The following is a 5,320-nucleotide window of genomic DNA, read 5'->3' on the forward strand; positions in this document are numbered from 1 at the left end:
CGCCGACGAGCCCTGGCTGCCCGGCAGCCAGGGCTCGTCGGCGTCGTCGGCGCCGTCTGCGTTCTCGGGTCCGGCCGTACGGGCCAGCAGCTGCTCCAGGGTCGGCCGGGCGGCCGGGTCCTTGTTCAGGCAGTCGGTGACGAGGTCCCGCAGCCCCTCGGGCAGCCCGTTCAGGTCGGGCTCCTCCTGGGCGATCCGGTACATCACCGCGTGCACCCCGCTGTCGCTGGTGCCGAACGGCTGGCGGCCGATGGCCGCGAACGCCAGCACCGACCCGAGGCAGAAGATATCGCTGGCCGGGGTGACCCGCTCGCCGCGCACCTGCTCGGGGGACATGAAGCCCGGCGAGCCGACCACGGCGCCGCTGCGGGTGAGGATGCCGTCGGTGACGGTCTCCAGGGCGCGCGCGATGCCGAAGTCGATGACGCGGGGCCCGTCGATCGTGATCAGGACGTTGGAGGGTTTGAGGTCACGGTGGATCAGGTTGACGCCGTGGATGGCCTGCAGCGCCTTGGTCAGTCCGTGGCCCAGGATGCGCACCGACCGCTCGGGCAGGGCACCCGATTCGGACACGATCGAGTGCAGGGACGGCCCGGCGATATAGCCCGTGGCGACCCAGGGGGTGGCGGCTTCGGTGTCCGCGTCGAGTACGGGCGCGGTCCACTCACCCCCGACCCGCTGCGCGGCCCGCACTTCCTGCTTGAAACGACGCCGGAATTCCGCCTGTTGCGCGAGTTCGGTCTGTACGAGTTTGACCGCGACTGTGCGGCCGCGCGGTGAATGGGCGAGGAACACCCGTCCCATACCGCCCGCGCCCAGCCGGCGGATCAACCGGTACTCGCCGATCCAACGAGGGTCCTCGGGCCCCAGGTCTTCCATGCGTCGCTGTCCTTCCCCTGTTCCCCTGATCAGCCCCTGTGATCAGCCCCTGCGATCAGCCTCTGGCCAGAGAATAAAGGGGGCTGAGAGCGAAGTGGACGACGCAGGGGATCCGTTATCGGTTCCGTATCTGGCCGTGTCGATTCTCCGTGCCGCGCTCGGGCCGCCGATCCGTACCCTGGGCCCGACAGACCCGCGAGCCGATCCCGAGCGATCCGAGGTACCGAACGTGGCCGCACAGCCCGCGCACTCCGCCCCGACCCCCGGCCCCACGCCCGACCCCGCCACCGGTGCCGCCGTCAAGGCGGCGGACCGGGCGCATGTCTTCCACTCGTGGTCGGCCCAGGGGCTTATCGACCCCCTGGCCGTCGCGGGCGCCGAGGGCTCGTACTTCTGGGACTACGACGGAAACCGCTACCTCGACTTCTCCAGTCAGCTGGTCAACACCAACATCGGCCATCAGCACCCCAAGGTCGTCGCCGCCATCCAGGAACAGGCCGCCAGGCTGTGCACCTTCGCGCCGGGCTTCGCCGTGGACGTGCGGTCCGAGGCGGCGCGGCTGGTCGCCGAGCGCACGCCCGGCGACCTGGACAAGATCTTCTTCACCAACGGCGGCGCCGAGGCCGTCGAGCACGCCGTCCGCATGGCCCGGCTGCACACCGGCCGCACCAAGGTGCTCTCCACCTATCGCTCGTACCACGGCGCCACCGCCGCCGCGATCAACCTGACCGGCGATCCGCGCCGCTGGGCCTCGGACACCGCCTCGGCCGGCGTCGTCCACTTCTGGGGCCCGTTCCTCTACCGCTCGCCCTTCCACGCCACCGACGAGCGGCAGGAGTGCGAGCGCGCCCTCGCGCACCTGGCGGAGACCATCGCCTTCGAGGGCCCGCAGTCCATCGCCGCGATCATCCTGGAGACCGTCCCCGGCACCGCGGGGATCATGGTGCCGCCGCCCGGCTATCTCGCCGGGGTCCGTGAGATCTGCGACCGCTACGGCATCGTCTTCATCCTCGACGAGGTCATGGCGGGCTTCGGCCGCACCGGCCACTGGTTCGCCGCCGACCACTTCGGCGTCACCCCGGACCTGCTGACCTTCGCCAAGGGCGTCAACTCCGGCTATGTCCCGCTCGGCGGGGTCGCGATCAGCGCCGCCATCGCCGCCGACTTCGACCAGCGGCCCTACCCCGGCGGCCTCACCTACTCCGGCCACCCGCTGGCCTGCGCCTCCGCCGTCGCCACGATCAACGCGATGGCGGAGGAGGGCATCGTGGCGAACGCCGCCGCGATCGGGGCGGAGATCATCGGCCCTGGGCTGCGTGAGATCGCCGAGCGCCACGCCTGTGTGGGCGAGGTCCGCGGTCTGGGCGTGTTCTGGGCGGTCGAACTCGTCAAGGACAAGGCCACCCGCGAGCCCCTGGTCCCGTACAACGCGAGCGGCCCGGCCAATCAGCCCATGGCCGACTTCGCGGCGGCCTGCAAGCGCGGCGGTCTGTGGCCGTTTGTGAACATGAACCGCACGCATGTGGTCCCGCCGTGCACCATCACCGAGGCCGAGGCCAAGGAGGGTCTGGCGATCCTGGACGAGGCCCTGTCCGCGGCCGACGCCCACACCACCACCGCCTGACGGCACCCCGTACGACGCCGTCGCGAACCCGTATCGCCGTGCCCGTAGGCTCAGATGGAGATCAAATATCGGTGTAGACCGCTTCACCCGCGCACTCTTCGCGTACTTCGCGCAACGCCCTCGCATATCGTGATGCGTGGGCCGTCCGCATCCGTACGACACGACGGCCGCGGAAGGAGACGGTCCTCGATGCCCGTGCCCGGCACCAGCCCGGTGAAGCGCAGTACGCTGCGGCAGCAGATCGCCGATGCGCTGTGTGACGAGGTGCTCGCGGGCCGGCTTCCGGCCGGACGGCAGTTCACGGTCAAGGAGATGGCGGACCAGTACGGAGTCTCCGCCACCCCCGTCCGCGAGGCGCTGCTCGATCTGTGCGCGCAGGGGCTGCTGGACGTCGAGGAACACCGTGGCTTCAGGGTCCACGAGTTCACGTTCGAGGACTTCCGGCACATGATCAACGCCCGCAACATGGTGGTCGAGGGGCTTTTCCGGCACTCCGTCGAGGAGACCCTGCGCACCATGACCCCGCAGGCCCTGGCCTCGGTGCGGCGCCGGGCGGAGGAGGCCGAGCGCGCCGCGCGCTCCGGCGACCTCGACATACTGATCGGCTACGACCTGCGCTTCTGGCGTGAGCTGTGCGGGCTCGTCGGCAACCCGTACATCCTCGACTTCCTGCAGCGGCTGCGGGTGCAGTCCTGGGTCTTCACCGTGCCGTATCTGCGGCGCGTACCGGATCTGCGCGGGCGGCTGTGGGCCGGGCACTGCGAGCTCACCGCGGCTGTCACCCGCGGCGACGCCGAGGTCTCCGAGCGGCTGATAACCGCGTACAACGCGCACTCCGTCGCCCTGATCGAGCGCCTGGTCAGCGGGGACGAGAAGGGCTGAACCGCCCCATCCGCGCGGCGATGTGACGCAGAACACACAACCTGTCGGGGGTCCAGGGCGGTCACTCTCATGTGCTGCACACTCCGCCCGCCCGCTCCCTGGCCCTTCGGCCCGCGACCGGCACCGGCATCGACACCGGCATCGACACCGTCGATCTGACTGTTGTCGTGCCCGCGTACAACGAGGAGCACCGGCTGCCCCGGACCCTCGACGCGATCTGCCGCTATCTGCGCTCCTCGCCCGGCCGCCACGCCGAGTGGGAGCTGATCGTCGTCGACGACGGGTCGAGCGACGCCACCGCGGCCGTCGTCCGCGACGCGGCCGAGGCCGAGCCGCGCATCCGGCTGCTGGCCCCGCCCCCGACCTCCGCCGGGTACGCACGCAACCATGGCAAGGGCCATGCGCTGCGCCTGGGCGTACTCGCCTCGCGCGGGCGCCGGGTGCTGGTGACCGACGCCGACCTCGCCACCCCCATTGAGGAGTTGCCGGCGCTGCACGACCGGCTCGACGCGGGCTTCGCCGCCGCGATCGGCTCCCGCGCGCACCCCGACGCGCTGATCGAGGTCGACCAGCACCCGCTGCGGCGGCTGGCGGGCCGCGCGGGAAACCGCGTGATACGCGCGGTCGTCCTGCCCGGCGTCGGCGACACCCAGTGCGGCTTCAAGCTCTTCGACGGCGACCGGGCGCGGGCGGCCTTCGGACGGTCGCGGCTGGACGGATGGGGCATCGACGTGGAGATCCTGCGCGCCTTCCGCCGTGCGGACTGGCCGGTCGCCGAGGTGCCGGTGCGCTGGGCGCACCAGGCGGGCTCCAAGATCCGCCCGCTGGACTACGGGCGGGTGCTGCTGGAGCTGCTGCGCCTGTGGCGGCGGGGCGTACGGGAGCGGCTGCGCGCGGGCGATACGGCCGTGCTCCTCGGCTATCTGCTGCTGTCGGTGCTGCTCTACAAGGGGCTGTGGGCGGACGTCGGCCACCGCTATCTCATCGACAGCGGACAGGACCAGAACCAGTGGGAGTGGTTCTTCGCGGTCACCGCCGACAAGATCTTCGGGGGGTCCGGGCTCGGCGACCCGTTCTTCACCGAGCTGCAGAACACCCCGCTCGGGGTCAACCTGATGGCCAACACCGCCATGCTCGGCCTCGGTGTCCCGCTCGCGCCCGTCACCGCGCTCTTCGGCCCGGGGGCGACCTGGGCGCTGGTGCTGACCTGCGGGCTGGCCGGGACCGCGGGCGCCTGGTACTGGCTGCTGCGCAAGCGGTTCGTACGCGCGCGCCGGGCCGCCGCGCTCGGCGGCGCCCTGTGCGCCTTCGCCCCGCCGATGATCTCCCACGCCACCGCGCACCCCAACTTCGCGGTGCTGTTCATGATGCCGCTGATCATCGACCGGCTGCTGCGGCTGTGCGAGGGCGTCCGCGTCAGACGCGACGGGGTCGTCCTCGGCCTCCTCCTCACCTACCAGGTCTTCCTCGGCGAGGAGGCGCTGCTGCTCGCCGCCGTGGGCCTCGTCCTCTTCGCGGCCGGCTACACGGCCGTACGCCCGGCGCAGGCGCGCGCGGCGGTGCGCCCACTGGTCCGGGGGCTGGCCTTCGCCGCCGCGGTGTGCGTACCGCTGCTCGCGTATCCGCTGCTGTGGCAGTTCTTCGGCGACCAGAGCTACCACAGCGTGCTGCACGGCCCGGTCGGCAACTCACCGCGCGCGTTCTGGGAGTTCGCGGGCCGCTCACTGGCCGGGCACGAGGCCACCGCCGACGCACTGGCGATCAACCGCACCGAGCAGAACGCCTTCTTCGGCTGGCCGCTGCTCGCCCTGACCGCCGCCGTGGTGGTGTGGCTGTGGCGGGATCCGCGGGTGCGGGCGCTCGGGTGGGTGGCCTTCGCGGCATCCGTGCTCTCCCTCGGGCGCACGATCCCCGTGCCCTGGACGGGGATCGTGC

At 71.6% G+C, this 5,320-nt stretch carries 4 protein-coding genes; 3 read left to right on the top strand and 1 reads right to left on the bottom strand.

What is annotated here, in order from left to right:
- Positions 1–879, bottom strand: an 879-nt coding sequence (locus CCN51_RS36370) for a serine/threonine-protein kinase (RefSeq protein WP_143675995.1), incomplete at its 3' end; no start/stop codon positions are given.
- A gap of 229 nt (positions 880–1,108) precedes the next feature.
- On the opposite strand from CCN51_RS36370, the gene CCN51_RS36375 reads away from it, so the two are divergent.
- The 3 genes from CCN51_RS36375 to CCN51_RS36385 form a co-directional block, all read left to right on the top strand.
- Positions 1,109–2,503 (top strand): aspartate aminotransferase family protein, encoded by a 1,395-nt coding sequence (locus CCN51_RS36375; RefSeq protein WP_043491002.1) that lies wholly within the window; start codon positions 1,109–1,111, stop codon positions 2,501–2,503.
- A 189-nt stretch (positions 2,504–2,692) separates the two neighbouring features.
- Entirely contained in the window at positions 2,693–3,385 is a 693-nt protein-coding gene (locus tag CCN51_RS36380; protein ID WP_014178274.1) for a GntR family transcriptional regulator, read from the top strand.
- Positions 3,386–3,456: 71 nt separating this feature from the next.
- A partial coding sequence (locus CCN51_RS36385) for a glycosyltransferase (protein WP_086860569.1) occupies positions 3,457–5,320 on the top strand: 1,864 nt, incomplete at its 3' end.

Source organism: Streptomyces milbemycinicus (genome assembly GCF_002154605.1).
Classification (GTDB): domain Bacteria; phylum Actinomycetota; class Actinomycetes; order Streptomycetales; family Streptomycetaceae; genus Streptomyces; species Streptomyces milbemycinicus.